Origin of the sequence: Shewanella sp. FJAT-52076, assembly GCF_019457455.1 — a bacterium.
GTDB lineage: Bacteria > Pseudomonadota > Gammaproteobacteria > Enterobacterales > Shewanellaceae > Shewanella > Shewanella zhangzhouensis.
The window spans coordinates 3,965,716-3,991,032 of the sequence record NZ_CP080415.1; the positions used below are offsets into that span (position 1 = coordinate 3,965,716).

Below are 25,317 nucleotides of genomic sequence, written 5' to 3' on the forward strand. Positions count from 1 at the left end.
TTTAAAAAACAAAAAGGCCGCTCGAAAGCGGCCTTTTTGCTGAAAGAGTGAGCCGACCTGTAAGCCGGGTTCTGTTCTCCCCGAAAGGAGTGGCAGCCATTCCTCTAGGCCTGCAATCGCTCGCAGGCTCAAGCAATCTACCCGGTTCCAACGCGAGCCACGCCGTAAGGAACCCTATTTGATCTTGCTCCGGGTGGAGTTTACCTTGCCACGAACTGTTGCCAGTCGCGCGGTGCGCTCTTACCGCACCGTTTCACCCTTACCGGCCCGAAGGCAGGCGGTCTGTTCTCTGTTGCACTTGTCGTCGGCTTACGCCGCCCAGACGTTATCTGGCACCCTGCTCTATGGAGCCCGGACTTTCCTCCCCGCTCTTGCGAGCGCAGCGACTGCCCAGTCGACTCGGCGCGGATTATAGCCCAAGCATCCCGGCTCACCAAGGGCTTTCGACCTCCCCCTTGGTTCAGATGTTACAATCCGGCATCCAGACCCGCTTTGTAGAGGGCATTTTTCTTCAAATCGTGAATTTGTGCGGCCATGGCGGCGGCCTTTTTCAGTGGCAATTCAGTGGCCAGCAGCGCCAGTGTTTCCATCGCCTTGGCCGGAATGGCCTCTTCAGTTTCTTCGGCCACAAAGCCGTGACACATCAGCACCATCTCACCTTTTTGCTGGTTGTCATCACTCTTGACCCTGGCCAATACCTCGGCCGCGGTTCCGCTCAAAAAGGTTTCGAAGGTCTTGGTCAGCTCCCGCGCCATCACCATCGGTCGGTCGGCACCCAACACCGCCACTATGGCTTCGAGTGTTTGCAGAATACGGTGGGGTGACTCGTAAAAAATCAGGGTGCGCGGATCTTCCCTCAGCGCGGTCAGCTTATCGTTGCGGCCCTTGTCTTTGGCCGGCAGGAAGCCCTCAAACGAGAAGCGGTCGGAGGGCAGGCCAGAAGCACTGAGCGCAGTAATGGCAGCGCAGGGGCCTGGCAGAGGGATAACGGCAAATCCGGCTTCACGCACCTGGGACACCAGATGATAGCCGGGGTCGGATATCAGCGGCGTGCCAGCATCACTCACCAGCGCCACGGCATCGCCCTGGCTCAACTTCTCAATAATCCACTGGGCACGGGCACGCTCGTTGTGATCGTGCACCGACGTGGTGCGAGTGCTGATACCAAAATGGCTGAAGAGTCGACCCGAATGGCGGGTATCTTCACAGGCTATCAAACTCACGGATTGGAGGATTTCAACGGCCCTCGGGCTCATGTCTCCCAGGTTGCCTATGGGGGTCGGAACAATATAAAGCGCTGGGGGCAGGGACATAATTACCTCTGGAGTATGATGGCCAAGGCTTTAACCCCGGGCCGGAGAAGGTTAAACTGAGCTCAGCATATTACCAGAGTGAAGCCAAGTGTTGAAAAGCCGGAATCAATTGAAATTAGCAGGTGTTGCGTTGTTTCTGTCGTTATTGGCAGGTTGCGCAGGCACGCCAGGGACAGATGTCAGCCAGCCACAGGGACCCGTTTCTTTGGTAAAGGCCGAGCTGTCGTCCAGCCAATATCTGGCGCTGGCCGATTCGGCAAAGGATGCCTCATCCCGCAGCCGCTACCAATTGCTGGCCGCCCACGCCTTGCTGAATGAATCCAATCCCCAGGGGGCAGCGCAACTGCTTGGCGCCATAAGAGTCAATCTGGCGCAGGACACGGAAATCCAGGCCGAATTCAAATACCTGACCGCCCGGACACTGGAACAATCCGGTGATGCCGCTGCGGCGCTGAAAACCCTGGTTTATCCCAGTCATTGGAAACTGCCGGATTGGCAGTGGGTGTCTTATCATCAGCTGCGGGCGCAGCTTTTCCGCCTGAAAAAGCAGCCCATGGACGAGGTGCGAGAACTGGCCGAGCTGGGCAAGTACCTCAATGCCACCGAAGCGGCCGAAGTGAACGATCGCCTGTGGGGTATTCTGGCACCCATGCATGAAGAGACCATTGAAACCTTTATGCAGGAAGCCACATCGCCAATTTACAAGGGTTGGCTGCAGCTGGCCTTTATCGCCAAACACTACGCCGTTGACCCACAAACCCTGGTGCGTTTTCTGGGAGACTGGCAGCGGGAAAATCCATTCCATCCGGCCGCCAACCGTTTACCGTCAGATTTGGACCGCGCCCTCAACGCCAAACCTTATCTGGCGCGCCACATTGCCGTGCTCTTGCCCCTGTCCGGCAGCGCGGCTTCCGCCGGCTACGCCATCAAGCAAGGCATACTGGCAGGCTATCTGGCCGCAGATGACAGCAACACCAAGGTGAGTTTTTACGACAGCGGCGCCAATGCCGTTGCAGCTTATCAGCAGGCGCTCGCTGAGGGGGCAGAATTTATTATCGGCCCTCTGCTGCAAAGCAGCATCGAAGCCATCGAGGCCTTGCCAAAGCCACAAGGGCCCTCTGTGCCTCAGCTGTATCTCAACCAGATTGGCACCTACCAGGCCAATGTCGATAAGTTCTATTTTTCCCTGTCGCCATCTGAAGAAGCCAGCGATGCTGCCGAACGCCTCTATCGTGATGGCGTAGAAAAGCCGCTGCTACTCGCCAGCGCCGACGCCACCGGCCGCCGAATGGCCGAAGCCTTTAACCAAACCTGGCACAAACAAACCGGAGACATGGCCGAAGTCCATTATTTCGAGCAGGGCAATGAAATGAAGCTCACCGTGCAGCGCGCCCTGGGCGTACTGGACAGTGAGGCCCGTATTGCGCGCATGAAAGAGATCCTCGGTCGCAAGCTCGAGGCCGAGTTCCGCTCCCGCGAAGACGTGGATGCCATTTATATGATTGCCAGCCCGCAGGAGATACAGCTGCTCAAACCCTTTATCGATGTGAGCTTTTCGGTATTTGCCGATCCTGTACCCATGTACACTTCAAGCCGCGCCAGACCCCAGGACAACGCCCGTCAGGTGCCGCAGGAATTCAACAATGTCATGGTCAGTGACATTCCCTGGTTGATGCAGTTGAGTAATGAATCAAGGGATATCAATGAGTTATGGCCAACCTGGAACAACGGCCAGAAACGCCTGTTTATCATGGGCTGGGATGCGCTGGAACTGGTGGGCAAACTGGCGCAAATGCGCGCCTTCCCGGGTTTCCAGTTCCAGGGACGTGGCGGCGTGCTGTCGGTGACCCACGACGGACTCATCAAGCGTCAGCTATCCTGGGGTAAAATTCAGCGCGGTGTACTGAGGCCACTGTGAACCCGGGTCAGCTCGCCGAAGAAAGAGCAATGAAGCACCTGTGCGCCCAAGGGCTGAGGCTTGAGGCGCGCAATGTGCGTTATCCCTTTGGTGAGATTGATTTGGTGATGCGGGAAGGGCGGGTGTACGTGTTTGTGGAAGTCAAATTCCGTACCCCAAAAGGCTTTGGCGACGCTGTGCAGGCGTTATCTCCCGCACAGCAGCAAAGACTCAGGCGCGCAGCTACCCATTACCTCCAGTGCCATCGCATCGACGCCCCCTGCAGGTTCGATATGGTGGCCATTACAGGGGATAAGTTGGAATGGATTAAAGATGCATTTTGATACCAAGCCACCTGCCATATCCATGAACAACAATTTAGCCCCCTGCCCTCTACTCGCGCGCCGCTTTGTGGCATGATAGCGGTAGTTTATTTTGTAAGGATCCACCATGTTAGAACGTATCAAAGACAGCTTTACCGAGTCGATTCAGACCAAGATCGATGCCGCAGAAGCCCTGCCGGATTCTATCGCCAAGGCGGCTGAGATGATGGTGGCCTGCCTTTTGGGTGGCAATAAGATCCTCGCCTGCGGTAACGGCGGCAGTGCCGGTGATGCCCAGCACTTTTCAGCCGAGCTGCTGAACCGCTACGAAGTTGAGCGCCCACCACTGCCGGCCATCGCGCTGACCACGGACTCCTCGACGCTCACGGCCATCGCCAACGACTACAGCTACGATGAGGTGTTTTCCAAGCAGATCCTTGCCCTGGGCCAACCCGGCGACATACTGCTGGCCATCTCCACCAGCGGTAACTCATCAAACGTGATTAAAGCCATGGAAGCCGCCCTGAGCCGCGACATGACCATAGTCGCCCTGACCGGGAAAGACGGTGGTGCCATGGCGGGACTTCTGGGTGCCAGCGACGTGGAAATTCGGGTTCCATCGAATGTGACAGCCCGTATTCAGGAAGTGCACCTGCTGGTGATCCACTGCCTGTGCGACAACATCGACCGCACCCTGTTCCCTCAGGACGAAAACGCATGATACGACTGCTGCTGACCGCACTTGCCTGTATCACACTGACCGGCTGCGCCGGCGCCGTGATGGTAGGCGCCGTCGGTGGCGCCGTGATGGCCAATGACGAGCGCTCTATCTCCACGCAATTGGACGACACCAACGCCGACTTTGTGATTTCCAGTGCCCTGATGAAAGATGAGGAACTGAAAGCCAAAACCAATATCACCGCCGTGGTCATGAATGGCAACGTGCTGATGATTGGCCAGGCGCCCAATTCCACCCTGAGGGATAAAGCGGTGAAAGTGGTGCAGGATCTCAAGCTCGGCGGTAAGATCCACAACCAAATCCGCATCGGCAATCCCACCTCATTCACCACCCGCAGCAACGACACCTGGATAACCACCAAGGTGAAGGGGCGGATGCTCAATGAGAAGACTCTGGATATCACCCGGGTCAAGGTGGTCACCGAAAACGGTGAAGTCTTTCTGCTGGGACTGATCCCGCGCTCTCAGGCTGAGCTGGCGGTTGAAGTCGCCCGCAACACAGCCGGCGTGCGTAAAGTCATTAAGGTTTTCGAGCTCATCGAATAACCTCAACGTCACTGATGGCCTGCCACAGGCGGGCTATCAGTGGTGAAATCAGCGATGGCAGCACCACCAACGCGGCTCCCCACCACACGTGCTCACCCGGCCACTCATCGAACCACCACCATCCCAGCGCCACGATAAACAAGAGGCCGCTGTATTCGCCAATGGCAATATCCGCCGCTCTCGCTCTGCGGTAGGCCAGCACACAAAACCAGTGATATGCCATTAAAAACAGGTTACTCGCCAGCGCCACGCCAAGTAATGCCCAGCTGAATCCGGCAAAGTTATTGAAGGCGGCAAAAATCAGCGCAATCGGTAAGCCCAGCAGGTTATAGAGCAATATGGTCACCACAGGACTTTCGGTGGCGGACAGCTTTCGAAGCAGCAACTGACACAGCGAGAAAGTGACGGCAGCACCAAGCACCATCAGTCCTGACCAGCCAATTTGGGTGGGTGCCAGAATAAGCAGAATTCCGCCAAATCCCAGGATGGCACACAGCCACTGACCTGTACTGACGCGCTCACCCAGCAGCCACCAGCCCAACAGCATGATGATGAGGGGCGCGGAATAGAACAGCGAACTGACGGTTGCCAGAGGCAAAGCCATCAGCCCCAGAATTAAAAAAAGCGCGCCAACAACACCAACAGTGGCGCGCCAAAGGTGGATTTGTAAGTGTTGCGTATGAGGGCGGCCCGCAAGCCACCACAATGGCAACAGCATCAGGCTGGAGGTTAGTTGTCTGAGCAGTAAAAAGCTGCCGGCGTTGGCATCCTCGGGCAACCACTTCACAGACACATCGTACAGGGCGCTGAAAACGTTACCTACCAGCAACAACAACAACCCGGCCAGTACAGCTCTTTGCACCTTTAATCACCTCAGCTCATGAAACTGAGCGCATGATATAGCCCACAACTAACTAAGAAAAATGATGTTTTTTTATTAATCATGAATTAGATTCATGCTTAATCATCTCTGTTAAGCCATTTCTGATGCGTAAACTTCCTCCGCTTCGTGCACTGCAGGTTTTTGAAGCTGCGGCCCGTCATCTGCACTTTTCCCGGGCTGCCGAAGAGTTGTGCCTGACCCAAAGCGCCGTTTCACATCAGGTCAGGGCATTGGAACAACATCTGGGGCAAAGCCTGTTTTCCCGCCGCGGCAGGGAACTGACGCTGACCCCCAAGGGCGAACAGCTGTTTTTGGCGGTGCAGTCGGCTCTGGATGGTCTGGACAGCCTTTGTCGTCAGTTGAATGACGCTGAAAGCCGGGAGCTGCGGCTGGCGGTGTACAGCTCCTTCGCCGTGAAGTGGTTGATCCCGAGACTGGGTGACTTTCGCCGTCAGCATCCAGGCATCAAGATTCACCTCGAGATGGTCAGCGGTGACCCACCGCTGTCGGATCAGGTGGCGGATATGTTTATCTGCGGTGAGCAGCATCAACGTGGGTTTTGGCAAATACTGCTCAGGCCGGAGCGGCTGATCCCCGTATGCAGTCCGGCACTGGTCAATGCCCTTGGCGAAGCGCTGGTCATGCCGCTGCGACTCGACAGCCTGCCGCTGCTTTCGGTTGACGAAGCAGATGTAGGACCGGATTGGGCGCGCTGGGCCAGGTCTCAGGCGCAAACGCTGACCCAGGCACAGTTACAGAGCTACAGCCATGTGCTGCTGGCGATTGAGGCTGCCATTGCCGGTCAGGGAATCGCTCTGGCATCAGATTTCATTGTCGAAGGCGACATCGCCGCTGGAAAGCTGTTGGCGCTGCCCTGGCCGGCACTGGAAACCGGGTTTGGTTTCCATTTCTGTTGCCGGGAGCGACGCCTGAAGGAGCCTGCCATGGCCGCCTTTGCCGAATGGATCCAGCAACAAGCCGCCACAACTGGATAGCAGACATAAAAAATCAGCCACTTGGGCTGATTTTTTAGCTAAGTCGATTGGCGTTATACCAAGAGGCCGATTTTTTCGTAGACCTGTTTCAGGGTTACTTCGGCGCGCGCCTGGGCCTTCTCGGCGCCGTCACGCATAACGGTATCCAGGTATGCCCTGTCTTCGCGGAATTGACGATAGCGCTCCTGCAGCGGCTCCAGCATGCCAACCACGGCTTCGCCACAGGCGACTTTGAGATGGCCGTACATCTTGCCTTCGAAATCGGCTTCGAGCGAAGCGATGCTCTGGCCTGTTACACCAGACATCAGACTCAGCAGGTTGGACACGCCGGGTTTGTTGTCTACATCGAAACGTACCACTGGCGGCTCATCACTGTCGGTCATGGCCTTCTTGAGCTTTTTCATTACCGCTTTGGGATCTTCCAGCAGACCAATCACGTTATTGCGATTGTCATCTGACTTGGACATCTTCTTGGTCGGCTCCTGCAGTGACATCACCTTGGCACCCACAGGTGGGATAAAAGGCTCTGGCACGGTAAAGGTATCGCCGTAGGCGTTGTTGAAGCGAATAGCGATATCGCGGGTCAGCTCAAGGTGCTGTTTCTGATCCTGACCAACGGGAATCTGATTGGCCTGATAGATCAGAATGTCTGCTGCCATCAGCACAGGGTAGCCAAACAGGCCAACGTTGATATTGTTGGCATGTTTTTGTGACTTGTCTTTAAACTGGGTCATGCGCGACAGCTCACCCATCTGGGTGTAGCAATTGAGCACCCAGCCCAGCTGAGTATGCTGCGGCACCTGAGACTGGATAAACACAGTGCTCTTTTTCGGGTCAACACCACAGGCCAGATACAGCGCCAGAGTGTCAAGGCAAGCCTCACGCAGGGCCTTGGGGTCCTGACGCACGGTAATGGCATGCAAATCCACCACACAATAGAGACAATCATGACTGTCCTGCATCGCCACCCACTGACGCAGAGCACCCATGTAGTTGCCTATGGTCAACTCGCCTGATGGCTGCGCGCCGCTGAGAACGATGGGTTTAGTCATGTACTTACTCCGTTAGTGTGTCGCCGTCAGGCGAGTCAAAATATCTGCAAAGGTGTTACATACGGCGTTTGGGCCAGAAAGCCCAATATCTTCACCGTAGTTGTATCCATAGGTCAAGCCAAAGGATGCAATTCCAGCCGCTTTGGCGGCCAGTATGTCGTTGCGGCTGTCGCCCACCATCAAGAGTTCGTCACGGCCGAGCTGCCAGCTATCTAAAATGTGAGTCAACGGCAGGGGATCGGGTTTCATTCGTTCCAGCGAATCACCACCAAGCACCAGTTCAAAATGGCCATCAATACCGAACGCCCTGAGCAATGGCAGGGTAAACCTGTGGGGTTTGTTGGTAACGATAGCCATGCGGATCCCCATGGCAGAAAGCTCGTTGAGCGTTTCGATAACCCCGTCATAAAGACGGCTGTGACACTCCAGATGACGCTCGTAATGACGCATAAAGAGCGGCATGGCATCGTCCAGCATGGAACCTGTCACATCACGTCCGAGCGCATGGGTCAGGGCTCGGGCCATTAGGACTCTGGCACCGTTACCCACCCAGGTCCGCACATCGGCTTCGGTGCACTGTGGTAAATTCAGCTCGCGGAGAGTGTCATTGGTGGCCGCGGCGAGATCCGGCACGCTGTCAACCAAGGTGCCATCCAAATCAAAGGCGATGGCACGGATACGATTCACCAGAGCCATCAGCCGGCTACCTTGGCCAGCTCGGCACGCATACGGTCAACGACCGCCTTGTAATCGGGTTTGCCAAAAATGGCACTGCCAGCCACAAACATGTCGGCACCGGCCGCAGCGATTTCTGCGATGTTGTCTTCTTTCACGCCGCCATCCACTTCGAGGCGAATGTCGTAGCCACTGGCATCGATACGCTCACGAACCTGCTTCAGCTTATCGAGAGTCGCCGGAATAAAAGACTGGCCCCCAAAGCCAGGATTCACCGACATCAGCAGGATCACATCCAGCTTATCCATCACATAATCGAGGTAATGCAGCGGCGTGGCGGGGTTAAACACCAAACCGGCCTTGCAGCCATGATCACGAATGAGCTGCAGAGTACGGTCGACGTGCTCAGAGGCTTCTGGGTGGAAGGTGATGATGGACGCGCCCGCCTTGGCGAAATCCGGAATAATGCGGTCCACAGGCTTTACCATCAGATGCACGTCGATGTCGGCGGTAATGCCAAAGTCACGCAGCGCTTTACACACCATGGGTCCAATGGTCAGGTTTGGCACATAGTGGTTGTCCATTACGTCGAAGTGAACCACATCGGCACCGGCATCGAGCACAGCTTTGACATCGTCACCCAAACGGGCGAAATCGGCAGACAAAATCGAAGGAGCAATCAGGTAAGGACGCATATTCAGAGTCTCGGGCATGGGTTGAGAGGGCGCGTATTTTATCCGATTTCACTATTTTTTTCCGCACTTTCTGTCGATTTTATGGGCTCCAACACACCAAACGGGACGATTCACTGCCCTTGGCGGTATCAATTGAAAGAAACTTGTTCAAAAAGCGTGCGCTTTTGTTATAATCGACAACCAAGCTGGACCTGACCAATGGCTTTAACGTCTCTCTCAAAGGAAATGACGATGGGAACCACGAATCCGCAACAAGCGCCACGTCGCTTAGCTAACCTGAAGGCCGTCATGGTGTTATCCACGACAGTGTCTGTGGTGGTTGCTGGTTTGATTTTCCAGTCAGATGCAGGCGATCAGAGTGCATCAGCCTGTGTGTGCAGCCCAAATACAAGCTACAACAACAGCTTACCGGCCAGCCACCCCAACAATCGCTGTGCCACCCAATCACAGGATCTCAGCTGGAAATCCTGGCTCACAGGTAGCAGCCGCACGACACAGTTCCACTTCCTCGATTTACTCGAACTGCTGCACGGCCATAACAGCCAGCCAGCGGAAAGCCCAGCGGCCAACCAACGTTAAGCCCGGGCTACAATGACCGGATTCCTGAAAATATTGAGCAGCACCCTGGCCGCTTTTTTTGGGGTTCAGTCTGAAGCCAATCGACAACAGGATTTCAGCGGCAAGTCACCCATACCCTACATTCTGATGGGCTTATTATTGGCAGCCTGTATGGTTTTGGGCCTTATCTGGGTAGTGAATCTGGTATTGAGTTGATAAAGGGCGGCTCCAGCCAAACCTGGTATCAATCCAGCGCTTCCAGATGGAAGGTTTCATCATAGAGCGCCATTAGTTCATCCACTTTATTTCGCCCACTGCCTTTTTGGCTGATATTGCGCTGCACCTTAACCGTTTCCAGTTTGGCGCCCAGGTATAAACCGCGGGTCAGTGGGATATCGTGATTACTGATGAGCACGGGTATGCCACGCTCTACAGCTATATGACGTGAGTGACGGGCCAGCAGCGCCTGATCGTCCAAAGTAAAGCCCGCTCCCACATAGGTGGTAAAGCTTGCAGTAGTCGACAAGGGCGCATAGGGCGGGTCGCAATAAATCACATCGCCGCTGGTTGCAAGCTCAAACGCCTGCTCGTAGCTGATACAGCGAAACTCGGCTCGCTGCGCCTTGATAGAAAAGGCACGGATTTCCTGCTCGGGAAAATAGGGCTTCTTATAAGAACCAAAAGGAACGTTAAATTCACCCTTGCGGTTGTAACGGCACAAACCATTGAAACCATGACGGTTCAGGTACAGAAAATAGACGGCACGACTAAAGGGATCTTTGGATTTATTGAAGCGACTACGAATATCGTAATAGGCGTCTTTGGCATTCATCTCATCACAAAAGAGCGCCCTGGCGGCCCGAATATACTCGTCGGGCTGCGCCTTGACTATCTTATAGAGCCCAATCAAATCCTGATTGATATCGCACAGCAGATAGGCATCGTATTGAGTATTGAGAAACACCGAACCTGCGCCAACAAAGGGTTCAACCAGGCGTTTTCCTTCAGGCAAATGGCGACGCAGGTCGTCCATCAGCTTGAATTTACCACCGGCCCATTTTAGAAAGGCCCTTTGTTTCATGGTCATGATTGGGAGATGCCGCCGGAAGAGATAAAGAAGCCCCTGATTGTACTTTGTTTAATTTGAAATTTCACCGCCGGATGCCGAATCGAGTGGTCGATAAGAGGTTAAATCTTTCCACGCGCGAACCCAGGGTTTGCCTCCGCCGTAACGCTCCATCACCAGCCTGGCTTGGTCGTTTGCCTCCACCTCACTGGTATAGTTCCCTTGCAGTATCACCAGCTTGTCTTTGTAGTGCACCAATCTGAGTTCAGGCTCGGACGCCATACGCCGAAATATAGTGGCAGCAGACTCCCGCTTGCTAACCGTGGCCAGTTGTAAGGTAAAGCCTGAGACAGGCAATTTCTGAATCGACCTTTGGTACCAGGTTTCGGCCGAAAAAGCCGAGTCATCATGCCCGGCAAGTACTTGCTTATTTGTTGACGCTTGGGTGGCTGCGTCAGTCTCCTGGGATGTGGCAATCTCTGAAACTGAGGGCTCGGGCGATTGTGTTGATTCGTTCTCAGGACTTGTAGCCGCTGGCTTATTTATCCCAGTCTTCTCTCCCTCTGCCGCTTCGCCAGGCTTGAGGGCAGCGGTATCAGAATGCATCGTATCTGCAGTGTGCACTTCGGCTAAACGTCTGGCTTCATCAAGTGCGGCCTCATCGGCCAGCCGCTGCGCTTCTTGAGCGGCCTGTGTTTTTTCTGCAGCCAGGCGCATGTCATCAAATGCGGCTGCTCTTGCGGCAAAATAGCCGGCCAGCTGTATCTTGCCCCAAGGGGCCAATAATCCGGTTTCGCGATATTCATGGGGCTCGGCCTCAGGTGCATAGCCTGGATGACTCTGGATCAGATACCAAATCCCCAAAGAAACACTGGCGGTCAGCATGGCTGCACCTACCGTGCGCCATAGACGCTTTCTATCCGGTCGCTTTTGCTCTTCAGGCCGCAGGGCTCTATCCAGCAGGGCAACCACCTCTCCCGGCCATCCCTTTTGCTGTTCCAGCTGTGATTTAACGATATCACGGGGCACATAAGGGACGGCTTCGGTTCGGCTTATCAGGGTGTAGTAGAGCGCTTCACGTTCAGCGAGTTCGAATGGAGCAATGTCAATTGGCAGCATCAACTCGCGTTGTAAGGCGGTTAGCTGACCGTATATATGCCTGGCAACCTCAGGTGTTGACGCTAATGTAATGGCAATGGGACGGCCGGCGCATTGCTGCCTGGTCAGCAGCAGACATTCTGCCCAAAGCTCCAGCGGTAGATGATGTGCATCATCTACCAATATATGAAGAGGCTTGGTTAGACGTTTTGATAACCGGTGAAGCGTGTTACCCAGCGGCTCTTCGTCATCAAACAGGGGGTCGGCGAGTAACTGGATGAGGATTTTGCGACGGATTTCGGCGGCATCGGCATGCATGGGGCACACGACCAGCGCCGAGTTATAGTCTTCGAGTTCACTCACCAATGCCGTTAGCAAGGTGGACTTACCTGCGCCTTCAATACCCTGAATAACCACCAATTGCTGGCTATAGCAAGCAACATGCTGCATTCTAAGCAGCAGGGCCTCTTGGGAGGGAAGCAGTACTGAAGGAGGAATAAATGTCATGTTGCACCCGATATCAGGGGCGGCGAATGACCTCTGCCAGCTCGGCATCAGTGGCCTGGCTGCTGACTTCAGCTACGCCAATGCCCAAAGGCAAAACCAACCTTAGTTGGCCGCCCAATACCTTTTTATCTCGCCGCATATGCTTAATAAAGCTATTAAAGTCCATGGACTCCGGAGCCTGGACGGGCAAATCGAATGCCTGAATAAGTGCCGTAATTCGACAAAGAATTGACTTATCGATTAGCCCCAGTGTTACCGAAGTTTGTGCAGCAAGGACCATGCCAGCGGCAACGGCCTCGCCGTGTAGCCAATTGCCATAGCCCATCTCGGCTTCAATGGCATGACCAAAGGTGTGTCCCAGATTGAGCAAAGCGCGAACACCCTGCTCTGTTTCATCTTCTGATACTACCTCGGCTTTGATTTCACAGCAGCGGGCAATAACATGGATAATGGCATCCTGATCCAGTGCTTTAAGCGCCGAAACGTTTTGTTCCAACCAGGTAAAGAGTTCACTGTCACGAATAATGCCGTACTTGATCACCTCGGCCATACCGGCGGCAAACTCTCTGGCTGGCAGGGTTTTCAGGCAATTAATATCAATTACCACCAATTTGGGTTGATAGAAGGCACCTATCATGTTTTTACCCAAAGGATGGTTCACAGCAGTTTTACCGCCAACAGAGGAGTCGACCTGGGATAGCAGCGTGGTAGGAATTTGAATAAAATCAACACCGCGTTGATAAGAGGCCGCAGCAAACCCCGTCATATCACCAATCACACCACCACCGAGTGCAACCAGAACACAATCACGGGCAAAATTTCCCTCAAGCAGCGCGTCAAAAATCTGATTGAGATAATCGAGTGTTTTGTATTGCTCACCGTCAGGCAGGATCACAGAAGCCACCTGAGCCGCGTGAGCGGACAGGGTGGCACTGATCTTTTCGAGATAGAGGGGGGCAATCGTTTCGTTGCTGACAACGAGTACTTTTTTGCCACTCACCACAGGCGCAAATAGCGCCTGATCTTCAAACAAATTCGGGCCAATGTGGATCAGATAACTTCGATTTGCCAAATCAACCTGAATTTGCTTCATGGTGTGTCAGAATCCCAGCTGTTCGATGATTTGATTGGCAACAACCTTGGCACTTTGCTCATCGGTTTTGACAATCACATCAGCGATTTCTTCGTAGAGTGGATTACGGCTCTCGGCCAGTGTCTCAAGCACCGAGCGAGGATCATCGACCTGCAACAGCGGACGACGCTTGTCTCTTTGGGTACGAGCAACCTGCTTGTCTATGGTTGTCTCGAGATATACCACAATCCCTCTTGCGGACAGATAGTTACGTATATCTTTGCTTTGTACTGAACCACCACCGGTTGCCAGCACAATACCCTGCTTTTCGGTTAAGTCGGCTATCACCTGCGCCTCACGACGACGGAAACCTTCTTCACCTTCAACATCAAATACCCAAGCAATATCAGCCCCTGTGCGGCTTTCAATTTCTTGGTCAGAGTCATGGAATTCCAAGTGCAGCATTTGAGCCAGATGACGGCCTATGGTGCTCTTGCCCGCGCCCATAGGGCCTACCAGAAAAATATTTCGTTTTTCAGCCATTTCTTATACGTCTGAATCGTTTATGAAGTGTCTACCTATGCCATCCCAAACAGGGTGGCGATCTCAGTACCTTGCTCTAAAGAGACTTGACCGGGGATTATCTCAGTAGAAAGGTGGGGAAGGCAAGTCGGTAGAAGACCAAAACCAAGAAAAGCTACCAGAGCAGAAAACAAAAGGGCCGGTTATCCCGGCCCTTTTACTGTCTGAAGATCAGATTTTTTCTGTCACAATTTTAGGCGTCACGAAGATAAGCAGTTCCTGCCGTTCATTTTTATCTGACGTATTGCGGAACAGGAAACCAACCAGGGGAATATCACCTAACACAGGTACCTTGCTGACACGGCTGATGAGATTTTGCTGGTAAATACCACCCAGTACTATAGTCTCGCCATTATCCACCAGCACCTGGGTGCCGATACGCTGAGTATCAATTGCCACGGCGCGACCTGTGGGGGTATCCACGGTTTCACCCTGACTATCCTGCGTGATCTCTAAGTCCAAAATCACACGGTTATCAGGCGTGATTTGAGGGGTTACCCGCAAAGACAGCACTGCCTTTTTAAAGCTTACAGTAGTAGCGCCACTCGAAGCTGAGGATACATAGGGAATTTCAACACCCTGCTCAATGTACGCAGCTTTTTGGTTAGAGGTGGTAATACGAGGGCTCGCAATAATTTCACCCTTGTTTTCCTGCTCCAACGCACTCAGCTCCATATCCAATACTGTGCCATCGGCAAGTTTTGCAACGTGGAAAGCTATACTGGCGGCATTGGTGGGAGCAGGCAAATTAACATTCAAACGGTCGCTGATGGCCGGAATGACACCGCCAGCAATACTTTCAGCGCCTTCGAGTGAACCAGAGGTCCCCTTGGTGCCTTGCTGATCTGTGATACCCCAGCGTATACCCAGATCTTCCGCAACGTTATCTTTCACGGTCACCATACGGGATTCAATCAGTACCTGGCGAATCGGGATATCAAGCACTTCTATCATGCGCTGCACGTTGGCAAGAGTTTCAGCAGTATCTTTAACCAACAAGGTGTTGGTGCGCTCATCTACCGCAACACTGCCTCTATCACTAAGCAGACTTGAACCTTCGCTCTTAAGCAGCTCTGCAATGCCAGTGGCTTTGGCATAGTTGATTTGCATGTACTCAGAATAGAGTGGCGCCAGCTCCTGCACTTCCTGTTGGTTACGCAGCTCCATACTCTCACGAACTGCAAGCTCTTCCGCAGGCGCAACCATCAGGATATTGCCTTCGATGCGCTTATCCAACCCTTTGGTTTTCAAAATTAAATCGAGTGCCTGGTCCCATGGGACGTCATCCAACACCAGCGTAATGTCGCCCTGAACCGAATCACTGGTAACCAGGTTAAAGTTGTTGTAGTCGGCAATTAATTGCAGCACGGTGCGTACAGAAATGTTTTGGAAATTAAGCGACAAGGTCTTGCCGTTATATTTCTTTTCCTGCTTCACAGATGCCTGACGTACGACCTTGTTCATAGACAGTTTGAACTGGCTGGCTTCCTGAACGTAGTTGTATTCGTACTCACCGCCAATATCAACCTGAATACGGGTAACCAAGTCTTCCTTAAAGGTTTCAAAACTCTTTACCGGAGTAGCAAAGTCCTGCACATCCATGACATACAACATATCTTTTGGTATGTCTGTGTTAAAAAACTTCACCTCTAACTTGGCACCAATCTGTTCAACATTTGCCGCAACCTTGGTGTTATTCAGCTGAACAATAAGCTCTCCGCCGCCTTTCCCGTTTCGACGAAAATCGATATTTTTTATGTTGTTAACGTAAGCACTGGATGACGATTTGGTATCAGTGGTCTCAGAAACGACTGCATCATTTACCGTTAGTCGATAGCTGTTGCCAACCACAGCACCTTGGTAAGGAAGAACCTTGGACAGATTCACGCCTACCACTAAATCCGAGTCTTGTTGCTGAGTATTAACCTCAGTGACGCCACCACGGTTAACTGGCAGGGCGTTTGTCGCCAGCCCGGAAATGCTGTCATCAAATGACAGCTGTATTTGAGCCGGTGTCGCATTGAGATTGATCTCAGGCTCAGCAATGGGGTTTTCAAACACCAACTCGAGTTCCAATTGGCTATCTATCACCGAGTGATATTTAACATCGACCAGCCGATTGGCCGCTACGGCTGCGGTGGTTACACCGAAAAACAACGCAATACCTACCAAGGCTTTAGCCAACCCCGGCTTGTTGGTGCGTGTTATGAACGCGGCAGAAGATTCCATCATTCCCTCATCCTTCGCAGGTTATTCTCCGGCCAATTCCAGGGTGCTGGAGCGCTCTGCCCAGCAGCCGGAACCGTCCGGAATTAATTCTATTACTTCAACATTTTGTGGCGTGACTTTACTAATACGACCATGGTAAAGCCCAAGATAGTCGCCCACCCCCAAGCGGAATACATTGCCATCATTGGTTTGCACCAACGCCCAAATGCGCTTGTCTTGGGTCAAGGTGCCCCGCATCTTTAGATTATCCAATGCATAGGTTTCCAGTCTTCCCTTACGACGCTTGAGATCGGGTTGAGTACAATCCTTGGAAACATCCACCGCTTCTTCGGTCAGCTCCCTTGAGGGAGGAACGAAGGGACTGCGAAGCAACTCCGCCTGGTAAGCAAAATGCTGAAACACGGGTGGCTTTTTCAGCGGTGGAATCTTGGCAACGTGCTGAGCTTTGGTTGTAGTAACAAATAGTTCCAAATCGCTACGATCGCCAATACAACCGGTCAAAAACAGTAAGATAGTGGCTAATGGCAAGACTCGTTTCATTTCTTGCCTCCCTTAGCCTTCTTGGCGTCTTTTTCTGGGGGCAATGCCTCCCCTTCTTTAAAGCGGTAGGTTTTGGCCAGAATATCCATGGTCAGAATGTCACCATCCTGATGCTTAATCACAAAGTCATGCAAACTAACGATACGGGGCAATTTAGCCACCCCACTGACCATGCTGCCCATTTGATGATAATCGCCGCTCACCACCATTTTGATGGGAAACTCGATATAAAAATCACGAGGGACTGCGCCTTCCCAGTCAAGGCTCTCTATATGGAGTCCAGAGTCGGTAGCCACAAAGGTCACATCGTCGAGTAAGCCATCCATTTCATTTTCTGACGGCAACATTTTCAGCAGCTCGGCAAACTGGGCTTCCATCTCCTTCAATTGCTCTCTGTATAGCTTGAGGTTCGCAGCCAACTGATACTTACTTTGAAAATCCTGTCTCAGTTGCACTTCCTTCTCCTGCTCTCTCTTCAAACCGTCAATGGCATCAGAAATAAACAGAAAATAACTGGCAACACCCACGATCACGGCCAGGAGAATGGCAAATACGACCTTTACCTGGGCTGGCCAGCCTCCAATGTTCTCAAAGTCAATGTCGTTGAATTCGCTCAGATCCAGCTTCATTTTGCCGCTCCTTTTTTACTGGCGGCCGCTTTTTCCAGCTTTTCTTGGGCGGCTTTATCAACGACTGTTACTTTAAGACTGAAGCGCTGCAGTTTTCGAAGCTCGTCATTCTGAGACACTATGCTTTGCATCACTGGGTCATCGAGCCAAGCTGAGGTTTTCATTTTGCGCATCATGTTGGCAACGTTGTTATTGGATTCGCTGCGACCCTCAATCCACACCATGGTGCCTTTCTTTTCAATGCTTGAAAGATAGATACCGGGTGGCACAACACGCACAAGCTCATCGAGTACGTGAGTAGGAAGATTTCTTGCCTGCTGCAGATTCAAAATAATATCTGTGCGGCGCTCGATATCCTTTTTGCGTTCGGTAATTTTCTTAATCTCGGCGATTTGCTTTTCGAGCAGCTGAATCTCAGCAGTTAGATACGCGTTTCTCGCTTTTTGTTCATCCGTCATCATGTCGATGACCTGTAAACAAGCAAAGACCAAGAAAGCCGACAACAGGAATACGAATGCCAGCGCGCCAATATAATCACGTTTTTGCTTTTCTCTGGCCTCTTCACGCCAGGGCAACAGGTTTATGTTCGCCATTGACCATAGCTCCTTAATGCCAGGCCACAGGCAACCATGTATTTGCTGATACTGGGTTGCAACGTGGTTTTAACTGATTCATCGGCATGCAGACTGCCCTGGAAGGGATCGGCAATAATGGTATGAACACCCAGTTCATTGGTCAGCAGGTTAGCCATGCCTTCCAGACGGGAGGTACCACCACACAGCACTATGTAATCCACTTTATCTCTTCCGCTGGATGTGCAGTAAATTTGCAGTGTTCTCTTAATCTGCTGCAAAAGCTGTGTTTGGAAAGGAGATAGCACTTCGAACATATAGTTCCGGGGCAAATCGCCTTCTACTTTGGCTTTTTCAGCTTGTTCATAGGACATGCCGTAAAAAGACAAAATAGATTGGGTGAATTGCTCGCCACCGAAGGCCTGTTCGCGGGTAAAAGCGGTTTCACCCTGGTCGACAACAGCAAAGGTGGTCATGTTGGCACCAATATCGACCAAGGCAACAATCTTCTGGCTCGCTCCTTCTGGAAGTTGGCCAAAAATCAGCTCTGCCGAGCGGCCCAGCGCATACCCCTCGATATCGACTACCTTGGTCTCAAGGTCAACTTCATCGAGCGCATCCACCCGGGCATCGATATTCTCTGTTCGACAAGCGCTTAGAAGCACATCGACTTTGCTGGGGTCAATACTGTTAACGTTCAGGGTTTCAAAATCGATGCTGACTTCATCGAGAGAGTAAGGGATAAGGTTATCGGCTTCGATCTCAATTTGCGCTTCCATTTCAGCCTCACTGAGCGAAGCATCCATGTAGATCACCTTGGTCATCACCGCAGACCCAGAGACCGCAACAGCTGCAAATTTGCAACTCTTTGGGAGGGCACGCCTGAGCTGACGCAAACAGTCAACAACGGCCGCAGCATCACGAATATCGTGATCGTTCACGGCTCCCTTTTTCACGGGAACAGCAGCGTGACTTACAATTTTATAACCATCAGCCGTCTTGCTCAGCAGAATCGCCTTGACTTCATGGGAGCCAATGTCGATCCCCACCATCTGCGGAGCCTGACGCTTCCATAGATTTGAAAGCATAGTCCATTGTCACTTTAGTTTTAGGTTGCAGAGATAGAGTAGCACAAAATCAACTCGTTATACTTATTTGTATAGAATGTTTATAGGTTTTACAAATGGCAATTTTTTGACGCTGCTTTTTACTTCACCCTAGCCATTTGCCCTTATATACTGTGGCCTTCGTAAACTATTTTGGAATTATCTGGTGAAGTGGCTAAAACGTATTCTCATTGCCCTCTTTAGTTTAGCCTTACTCGGAGTAGGCGCTATTATTGCGGCATATTTTTATGTTTTACCTGACCTGCCTGATGTTACGACCCTTAAAACGGTTCAGCTGCAAACACCGCTGAAGATATACAGCCAGGACGGCAAGCTTATCTCTCAATACGGCGAAAAACGTCGTATTCCAATGAAACTTGAAGACGTACCCAAGCCATTGTTGCAGGCCTTTTTGGCCACCGAGGATGCACGTTTTTACGAACATCAGGGGATAGACCCCATTGGCATCATTCGTGCCGCCTTTGTGCTTGCTGCTACCGGAGAGAAAAAACAGGGCGCCAGTACCATCACCCAACAGGTGGCGCGTAACTTCTTTCTTACCAGAGACAAGACTATTATCCGCAAAGTAAAAGAAATCTTTATTTCTTTTCACATTGAGGAATTGCTCACAAAAGATGAAATCCTCGAGCTTTATGTAAACCGCATCTATTTGGGTCAGCGTGCTTATGGTGTGGGTGCAGCGGCGCAGGTTTACTATGGCAAAGATTTGAAAGATTTGTCACTCGCCGAAATGGCGGTGATTGCCGGTCTCCCCAAGGCTCCATCAACACTGAACCCCATTACCTCCGCCGAACGAGCGCTCAATCGCCGTAATATTGTGTTGATGCGGATGCGCGAAGTGGGCTATATCAACGACAGCGAATACCAGCTGGCCATATCCGAACCCAACACCGCCTCTTATCATGGCGCGGAGATAGACCTGTATGTACCTTATGTCTCGGAAATGGCACGGGACTACATGATTCAAAAGTATGGTGAAGAAGAGGCCTATACTGGCGGTTATAGCGTATACACCACGGTAGATTCTGAACTACAACTAAAAGCCCAAAAAGCGCTGCGTAACAACATATACGCCTATGACGAGCGCCATGGCTATCGTGGCGCAGCTGAGGTGCTTTGGAAAGAAGAGGCACCCGCAACAGATACCATTGTCAGTGCCCTCCAAAAAGTCGCATCTGTGCAGGAATTGGAACCCGCAGCCGTCATCAATGTGCAGGAGCAACAGGCCACTGTCCTGCGAAACAACGGCGAAACTGTCACCCTGCCATGGCAAGGCATTCAGTGGGCGCGCAAATTTATCAGTGACACCCGTCAGGGTGCTGCACCCAAAACGGCCACCGATGTGCTGATGGCCGGCGAGCGTGTATGGATCCGCCACAATGGCGAAGACTGGCAATTATCCCAGGTGCCGGAAGTATCCAGTGCCATAGTGTCACTCGATCCCCACAATGGTGCTATCCGCGCCCTGGTGGGTGGTTACAGCTTCAGTCAGAGCCAGTTCAACCGGGTCACACAGGCCAAACGCCAGCTTGGCTCTAACATCAAGCCGTTTATCTACGCCGCCACCTTGGAAAAAGGCTATACCCTGGCAACGCTTATCAACAATGCCCCCATCAACAAACCTGACCTGAGCCAAGGCACGGCCTGGCGTCCCAAAAATTCGCCGGACACTTACACGGGTCCCACCCGTCTGCGGGTAGGGCTGGCGCAGTCGATTAACGTGATGGCGGTCCGAGCACTCCGCTACTCAGGCATAGATGCAACTGTTGAGCTGTTGACCCGTTTTGGATTTGACCCCAATGATTTGCCACGCAATGAATCACTGGCACTGGGCTCTCCTTCAGTCACGCCGCTGCAGGTTGTCAGGGCCTTTAGCGTGTTCTCCAACGGCGGTTACCTGGTTGAACCTTTCTTTATCGACAGAGTCGAGTCTGCCACCGGCAACCTGATCGAAAAGACTCAGCCAGCATTGGCTTGCGAAGCACCAGTACCGGAAGAGATGCCTGAGGATACGGCGATCACCGAAGCCTCTGTGCCGCCAGCCATGCTGGATGCAACAATCGAAACAGGTACTTCAACTCAATGTGGCGATCCCGCTGCCCGTTACGCAAATCGGGTGATATCCGAGCAAAATGCCTTCCTTATCACCGAAGCGCTCAAGAGCGTGATTTGGGGTGGCGGAGACTTCAGTAAGGGCACTGGTTGGAATGGTACCGCATGGCGCGCCGCTCGTTTGCTGAAACGCCATGATATTGCAGGTAAAACGGGTACCACCAACGAGTCACGCGATACCTGGTTCAGTGGCTTTAATCCTGATTTGGTGACCACGGTTTGGGTGGGCTTTGACGACCATGGCCGCGAGCTTGGCCGTACTGCCTGGAACGCAAACGGCGCCAAAGACCAGATTTCCGGGGCGGAAGCGGGCGCGAAAACCGCAGGTCCAGCCTGGAACGAATTTATGTTTATGGCCCTTGCTGACACGCCAGAAAAACCCATGCCGGTCCCTGCAGGCATTGTCTCTGCCCGTATCGATTACAGCTCGGGCAAGCTGAGCCGCCGTACCGATTACACCAGCGGATTTGAATACTTTGCCGCAGGCACAGTGCCAACAGATTACGCCAATTCCGCAATCGCCGAAGACGACACCACGGCACCGGAAACCACGGCTGACGATCTGTTTCAGTAAGTGTTGCCTACATGAAAGAAGGGCCTTAGGGCTCTTTTTCATTACTGGAACAATGAATAAAGTCCTGCAGCAAGGCATTGCTTAACCACGCAAACTCACCCATTGGCGGAGTACCCTTTGGCGCTGATGTGACCAGGCGCAGGGGACTCGTTGCCAGGCACTTCCTGGCTCTGCCCAGATAACCGAGGGCAAGTGGCTCGAGGCGCCGCAGTGAAGCAGTTTGCTCTAAGTTGCTCCGAAAAGATTCTCTGTTAGTATATGTATAAATTCACAGTAATCCGGTGCCAAGGCATTGCAAAGACTGGATCTTGTTCCCGTAACCGAACTCAAGGGCGTGGCCGCCCGGGTGGCAGAAAAACTCAGTAAACTGGGGGTTAATACCGTCCAGGATTTACTGTTTCATCTGCCGCTGCGTTACGAAGACAGAACCCGCATCTATGCCATCAACGAGCTGATCCCAGGCACCACTGCCACCGTCGAAGCCGAAGTCATTTCCAGCCAAATCGTCAATGGTCGCAAGCGCATGCTCACCTGCAACGTGCGCGATGCCAGCGGCGGCCTGACCTTACGTTTTTTCAATTTTTCCATGGCGCAAAAGAATGGCTTGCAGCCGGGGATGATGATCCGCGCCTTTGGGGAAATCCGCACCGGTAAGCATCAGCTGGAAATTATCCATCCGGAATACAAGCTTACTGCGCCTAGCGAGTCGCCGAGCCTGGCCGACACCCTGACGCCCATCTACCCCACCACCGAAGGCCTGAAGCAAGCCAGTTGGATAAGGCTCACAGAGCAGGCGCTGGAGCAATTGGAAGAAGGCGGGCTGCCGGAGCTGCTGCCGGAGTCGTTGCAGCCCAACCGTTTAAGCCTGGCCGATGCCGTGCGCACCCTGCACCGGCCCCCGGCGGATGCCGAATTGTGGCAGTTGGAGCAAGGCCAGCACCCGGCGCAGCAGCGGCTGGTGCAGGAAGAGTTGCTGGCCCACAACTTAAGCATGCTGAAAATCCGCGAGCGCAGCAATCAGGACGCCGCCGAGCCGCTAGCCGCCACAGGTCAGCTTATCCCCCGCTTTCTTGATAGCCTGCCATTTGCCCCAACCAATGCCCAGTCACGGGTAGTTGCAGAGATCCATGCCGACATGGCCAAAGCTACCCCCATGATGCGCCTGGTGCAGGGTGACGTGGGCTCGGGCAAAACCCTGGTCGCGGCGTTGTCGGCGCTGGCGGCCATCGAAAATGGCTGTCAGGTCGCCTTGATGGCACCCACAGAACTCCTGGCCGAGCAACACGCCGCCAACTTTGCCCGCTGGTTTGAGCCGCTGGGGCTTAAAGTCGGTTGGCTGGCCGGCAAGCTTAAAGGCAAGGCCCGCGCCCAAACGCTGGAAGATATCGCCTCAGGGGCTGCGCAGATGATAGTGGGCACTCACGCCATTTTTCAGGAGCAGGTGAGCTTTTCCCGCCTCGCCCTGACCATCATCGACGAGCAGCACCGCTTTGGCGTACACCAGCGCCTGGGGCTGCGTGAAAAAGGCATTCAGCAGGGCTTTTTCCCCCATCAGCTGATCATGACCGCCACCCCCATCCCACGCACATTGGCGATGACCGCCTATGCGGATCTCGACACCTCGATTATTGATGAGCTGCCGCCGGGGCGAACGCCCGTCACCACGGTTGCCATTCCCGACACCCGCCGGCTGGATGTGATTGAACGGGTGCGTCAGGCCGCCTTGCAGGACAAGCGTCAGGCCTATTGGGTGTGCACCCTGATTGAAGAGTCGGAAGTACTCGAATGTCAGGCCGCCGAAGACACCGCCGAGGGCCTGAAAGAGGCCTTGCCGGAGCTTGGCATAGGTCTGGTGCACGGCCGGATGAAGGGCGCCGAAAAACAGGCCATTATGGCAGACTTCAAAGCGGGCAAGCTCGACTTACTGGTCGCCACCACGGTTATTGAAGTGGGTGTGGATGTTCCCAACGCCAGTTTGATGATCATCGAAAACCCCGAGCGGCTGGGGCTTGCCCAGCTGCATCAGTTACGGGGCCGGGTTGGCCGCGGTGCGGTGGCCAGCCACTGTGTGCTGCTGTACAAGGCGCCGCTCAGCTTTACCGCACAGGCGCGTCTCGGGGTGCTGCGGGAAAGTAACGACGGCTTTGTGATTGCCCAAAAAGATCTGGAGCTTCGTGGCCCCGGCGAAGTGCTGGGTACCCGCCAGACGGGGCTTGCGCAAATGAAGGTGGCCGATTTGGTTCGGGATCAGGCGCTTATTCCCCACATCCAGAAACTGGCACGTCATCTGATGAGCCTGGCCCCCGACAATGTGGATGCCATAATCGAGCGCTGGCTTGGCGGCCGCGAACAATACGTACAGGCTTAGTCGTCTGCATTAAATATTGTTTTTGTTCAGCCTTGGGCTATGGACATCGACCGGCGAACTGGGACAATGGATGTTTCACGGGTCAGTAGCAACAAGGAACCAAGATGCAAGTCAATCCCGAAGACAGAATCACCCCGCAGGAAGAAACCTCCCAGCGCAGCAACCGTCTGTCGGCCCTGCTGATCCTGGCCCTGATAGCCATTGCCGCCGGTTTATGGATGTATTTCACCCACGCGCCCGAGCCTGCTCCTGTGGTCGACGTGCCGACAGAAGCCCCTAAGCCCACGCCTCTGCCCGAACCTGTGGTGACGGAAATCGAACCCGAGCCGGAGCCTGAGGCCCAGTCTCAACCACAACCTGTGACCAATACACCCGAAGAAGCAATACCTGAAGTCACTGTGGATCCCATTCCTGAGCTGGCAGAAAGCGATACTTTTGCTACCCAAAAAGCCATTGTATTGGCCGGGAGTCTGCCGGTCGAACCCATCATTGCTCAGCAGGATCTGGTACGCCACTTCGTGGTGTTTATGGATAACCTGGCCGAAGGCCAGTTGGCACGCAAACAAAGCCCACTAAAGGGCCCCGAAGCGAAATTCACCGTCAGTGAAATTACCGCCAAGACCTATCTGAATCCCGACAGCTACAAGCGCTACGACCTGTACGCCAATTACATTGCCAATTTAAATGAAGAGAAACTGCTGGAAACCTATGCCCAGATGACCCCTATGCTGGAGCAGGCCTTCGATGAATTGGGTTACGGCAATGTCAGTTTCAAAGAACGCAGCCTCAAGGCTATCGACCAGCTACTGGCAGCGCCCATCATCGAAGCGCCCATCGAGCTGGTAACCTTCAGCGTCAACTACAAGTTTGCCGATCCCAAGCTCGAAGCGCTGCCGCCAGCACAGAAACTCATGATCCGCATGGGCCCGACAAACAGCCGCAAAGTGAAAGCCGCGCTGAAAAAACTGCGGCCATTGTTGCAATAACGCCACCGATTTTAACAGTGTGCCCCCGGATGCCATGCGGTCTCCGGGGGCTTCTGTTATCAAGGTGTTTTGATATAGAATAATCAGTCCAAAAAATGACGGACGGAAAGGCAAACCGCCGCCTGAGAACAAGCCACAACAATACCTGCCCGATGCGGCTAAAGTGATGGATAACTTACG

General features: G+C 53.2%; 24 protein-coding genes and 1 other RNA gene. 10 read left to right on the forward strand and 15 right to left on the reverse strand.

The window, feature by feature from the left end; all coding sequences use genetic code 11:
* Positions 1-44: 44 nt before the first annotated feature.
* Both rnpB and rsmI read right to left on the reverse strand, forming a co-directional pair.
* Positions 45-402, reverse strand: an RNA gene (gene rnpB / locus K0H79_RS17495) — RNase P RNA component class A.
* Between the two features lie 65 nt (positions 403-467).
* On the reverse strand, positions 468-1,313 hold the full coding sequence (rsmI, locus tag K0H79_RS17500) for a 16S rRNA (cytidine(1402)-2'-O)-methyltransferase (RefSeq protein ID WP_220076677.1): 846 nt from the start codon (positions 1,311-1,313) through the stop codon (positions 468-470).
* A gap of 88 nt (positions 1,314-1,401) precedes the next feature.
* Between rsmI and K0H79_RS17505 the strand changes: the two genes are divergently transcribed.
* From K0H79_RS17505 to K0H79_RS17520, 4 genes are all read left to right on the forward strand, one after another.
* Positions 1,402-3,231, forward strand: coding sequence for a penicillin-binding protein activator (locus tag K0H79_RS17505; RefSeq protein ID WP_220076678.1), 1,830 nt, complete (start codon positions 1,402-1,404; stop codon positions 3,229-3,231).
* On the forward strand, positions 3,228-3,554 hold the full coding sequence (locus tag K0H79_RS17510) for a YraN family protein (RefSeq protein WP_220065927.1): 327 nt from the start codon (positions 3,228-3,230) through the stop codon (positions 3,552-3,554). Before K0H79_RS17505 ends, K0H79_RS17510 begins: the two co-directional genes overlap by 4 nt.
* A 106-nt stretch (positions 3,555-3,660) precedes the next feature.
* Complete coding sequence (locus K0H79_RS17515; protein WP_011761463.1) at positions 3,661-4,254, forward strand: phosphoheptose isomerase; 594 nt, start codon at positions 3,661-3,663, stop codon at positions 4,252-4,254.
* Complete coding sequence (locus K0H79_RS17520) at positions 4,251-4,817, forward strand: BON domain-containing protein (protein ID WP_220065928.1); 567 nt, start codon at positions 4,251-4,253, stop codon at positions 4,815-4,817. Before K0H79_RS17515 ends, K0H79_RS17520 begins: the two co-directional genes overlap by 4 nt.
* On the opposite strand, the gene K0H79_RS17525 is transcribed toward K0H79_RS17520, so the two are convergent.
* Positions 4,807-5,679, reverse strand: coding sequence for a DMT family transporter (locus tag K0H79_RS17525; RefSeq protein WP_220076679.1), 873 nt, complete (start codon positions 5,677-5,679; stop codon positions 4,807-4,809). The genes K0H79_RS17520 and K0H79_RS17525 overlap by 11 nt on opposite strands.
* A gap of 125 nt (positions 5,680-5,804) precedes the next feature.
* Between K0H79_RS17525 and K0H79_RS17530 the strand changes: the two genes are divergently transcribed.
* Positions 5,805-6,695, forward strand: a complete 891-nt coding sequence (locus K0H79_RS17530; RefSeq protein WP_220076680.1) for a LysR substrate-binding domain-containing protein — start codon at positions 5,805-5,807, stop codon at positions 6,693-6,695.
* A gap of 53 nt (positions 6,696-6,748) precedes the next feature.
* Here K0H79_RS17530 and trpS read toward each other — a convergent pair whose 3' ends face one another.
* The 3 genes from trpS to rpe are packed head-to-tail and all read right to left on the reverse strand — an operon-like array spanning position 6,749 to position 9,117.
* The gene (gene trpS / locus K0H79_RS17535; protein WP_220076681.1) at positions 6,749-7,747 is read right to left on the reverse strand and encodes a tryptophan--tRNA ligase; all 999 of its coding nucleotides are present in this window, start codon (positions 7,745-7,747) and stop codon (positions 6,749-6,751) included.
* Positions 7,748-7,759: 12 nt separating this feature from the next.
* Complete coding sequence (locus tag K0H79_RS17540; RefSeq protein WP_220078193.1) at positions 7,760-8,437, reverse strand: phosphoglycolate phosphatase; 678 nt, start codon at positions 8,435-8,437, stop codon at positions 7,760-7,762.
* Between the two features lie 5 nt (positions 8,438-8,442).
* Complete coding sequence (gene rpe / locus K0H79_RS17545; protein ID WP_220078194.1) at positions 8,443-9,117, reverse strand: ribulose-phosphate 3-epimerase; 675 nt, start codon at positions 9,115-9,117, stop codon at positions 8,443-8,445.
* Between the two features lie 231 nt (positions 9,118-9,348).
* On the opposite strand from rpe, the gene K0H79_RS17550 reads away from it, so the two are divergent.
* Together K0H79_RS17550 and K0H79_RS17555 are read left to right on the forward strand one after the other, a co-directional pair.
* Complete coding sequence (locus tag K0H79_RS17550; protein ID WP_220065932.1) at positions 9,349-9,696, forward strand: hypothetical protein; 348 nt, start codon at positions 9,349-9,351, stop codon at positions 9,694-9,696.
* A gap of 12 nt (positions 9,697-9,708) precedes the next feature.
* Complete coding sequence (locus K0H79_RS17555) at positions 9,709-9,891, forward strand: DUF2970 domain-containing protein (RefSeq protein ID WP_220065933.1); 183 nt, start codon at positions 9,709-9,711, stop codon at positions 9,889-9,891.
* Between the two features lie 28 nt (positions 9,892-9,919).
* On the opposite strand, the gene K0H79_RS17560 is transcribed toward K0H79_RS17555, so the two are convergent.
* The 9 genes from K0H79_RS17560 to K0H79_RS17600 all read right to left on the reverse strand — a co-directional run bounded on the left by K0H79_RS17560 (position 9,920) and on the right by K0H79_RS17600 (position 19,058).
* On the reverse strand, positions 9,920-10,762 hold the full coding sequence (locus K0H79_RS17560; RefSeq protein ID WP_220065934.1) for a Dam family site-specific DNA-(adenine-N6)-methyltransferase: 843 nt from the start codon (positions 10,760-10,762) through the stop codon (positions 9,920-9,922).
* A 51-nt stretch (positions 10,763-10,813) separates the two neighbouring features.
* Positions 10,814-12,346 (reverse strand): AAA family ATPase, encoded by a 1,533-nt coding sequence (locus K0H79_RS17565; RefSeq protein WP_220076682.1) that lies wholly within the window; start codon positions 12,344-12,346, stop codon positions 10,814-10,816.
* A 13-nt stretch (positions 12,347-12,359) separates the two neighbouring features.
* On the reverse strand, positions 12,360-13,439 hold the full coding sequence (gene aroB / locus K0H79_RS17570; protein WP_220076683.1) for a 3-dehydroquinate synthase: 1,080 nt from the start codon (positions 13,437-13,439) through the stop codon (positions 12,360-12,362).
* 6 nt (positions 13,440-13,445) lie between these two features.
* Positions 13,446-13,961 carry a shikimate kinase AroK gene (aroK, locus tag K0H79_RS17575; protein ID WP_220076684.1) on the reverse strand — a complete coding sequence of 172 codons (516 nt, stop codon included), beginning with the start codon at positions 13,959-13,961 and terminating at the stop codon, positions 13,446-13,448.
* A 210-nt stretch (positions 13,962-14,171) separates the two neighbouring features.
* Positions 14,172-16,229: a type IV pilus secretin PilQ gene (locus K0H79_RS17580; RefSeq protein WP_220078195.1), complete on the reverse strand. Its 2,058-nt coding sequence runs from the start codon at positions 16,227-16,229 to the stop codon at positions 14,172-14,174.
* A 21-nt stretch (positions 16,230-16,250) separates the two neighbouring features.
* Positions 16,251-16,769, reverse strand: coding sequence for a pilus assembly protein PilP (locus K0H79_RS17585; RefSeq protein WP_220076685.1), 519 nt, complete (start codon positions 16,767-16,769; stop codon positions 16,251-16,253).
* Entirely contained in the window at positions 16,766-17,398 is a 633-nt protein-coding gene (locus K0H79_RS17590) for a type 4a pilus biogenesis protein PilO (protein ID WP_220076686.1), read from the reverse strand. The genes K0H79_RS17585 and K0H79_RS17590 overlap by 4 nt, the downstream gene beginning before the upstream one ends.
* Positions 17,395-17,991: a PilN domain-containing protein gene (locus K0H79_RS17595; RefSeq protein WP_220076687.1), complete on the reverse strand. Its 597-nt coding sequence runs from the start codon at positions 17,989-17,991 to the stop codon at positions 17,395-17,397. Before K0H79_RS17595 ends, K0H79_RS17590 begins: the two co-directional genes overlap by 4 nt.
* Positions 17,979-19,058: a pilus assembly protein PilM gene (locus K0H79_RS17600; protein WP_220076688.1), complete on the reverse strand. Its 1,080-nt coding sequence runs from the start codon at positions 19,056-19,058 to the stop codon at positions 17,979-17,981. Before K0H79_RS17600 ends, K0H79_RS17595 begins: the two co-directional genes overlap by 13 nt.
* A gap of 184 nt (positions 19,059-19,242) precedes the next feature.
* On the opposite strand from K0H79_RS17600, the gene K0H79_RS17605 reads away from it, so the two are divergent.
* From K0H79_RS17605 to K0H79_RS17615, 3 genes are all read left to right on the forward strand, one after another.
* Positions 19,243-21,783, forward strand: a complete 2,541-nt coding sequence (locus tag K0H79_RS17605; protein WP_220076689.1) for a penicillin-binding protein 1A — start codon at positions 19,243-19,245, stop codon at positions 21,781-21,783.
* 292 nt (positions 21,784-22,075) lie between these two features.
* Positions 22,076-24,151, forward strand: a complete 2,076-nt coding sequence (recG, locus tag K0H79_RS17610; protein WP_220076690.1) for an ATP-dependent DNA helicase RecG — start codon at positions 22,076-22,078, stop codon at positions 24,149-24,151.
* A 104-nt stretch (positions 24,152-24,255) separates the two neighbouring features.
* Positions 24,256-25,137: a DUF3014 domain-containing protein gene (locus K0H79_RS17615; RefSeq protein ID WP_220076691.1), complete on the forward strand. Its 882-nt coding sequence runs from the start codon at positions 24,256-24,258 to the stop codon at positions 25,135-25,137.
* Positions 25,138-25,317 lie beyond the last annotated feature (180 nt).